Genomic DNA, 418 nt, shown 5'->3' on the forward strand with positions numbered 1-418 from the left:
GCAGAGAATATTCAAATTGGGAATAACAATGCACGTCCGGAACTTTTGGTTGCCGCTGAATCTAAGGTTTCCGTCACAACAACCAGTGGAACAGGCGCTGCGACAGATACGGCAAATAATGCCATTCATCTACGAGGCGCTGATCCAAAAACAACAGTCATCGGTGGATCAGAACTGGTAGTTTCAATAACCTCTAATGCACGAAGAGGGGTTTACTTAAATGGTGATAATGCAAATTTATCCGTGACTGATAGCCTATTTGATGTAACGACAGTTTCTGGACAGACACTAAATCTTACAGGAACTTCTCCGAAAATAACACTAAAAAAATCGAGTGCAAGAATTGTTTCAACAACCGGTCAAAGAATGAATGTGATTGGTTCAAATCCAGTCTTGAATTTAGAGAATAGTCAATTAG

At 40.2% G+C, this 418-nt stretch carries 1 protein-coding gene; it reads left to right on the forward strand.

Translation table 11 applies throughout. The features are described 5' to 3' along the window. A partial coding sequence (locus P3R27_RS14880) for a hypothetical protein (protein WP_301399198.1) occupies positions 1–418 on the forward strand: 418 nt, incomplete at both ends.

This window comes from Enterococcus spodopteracolus (assembly GCF_030441955.1).
GTDB lineage: Bacteria > Bacillota > Bacilli > Lactobacillales > Enterococcaceae > Enterococcus_B > Enterococcus_B spodopteracolus.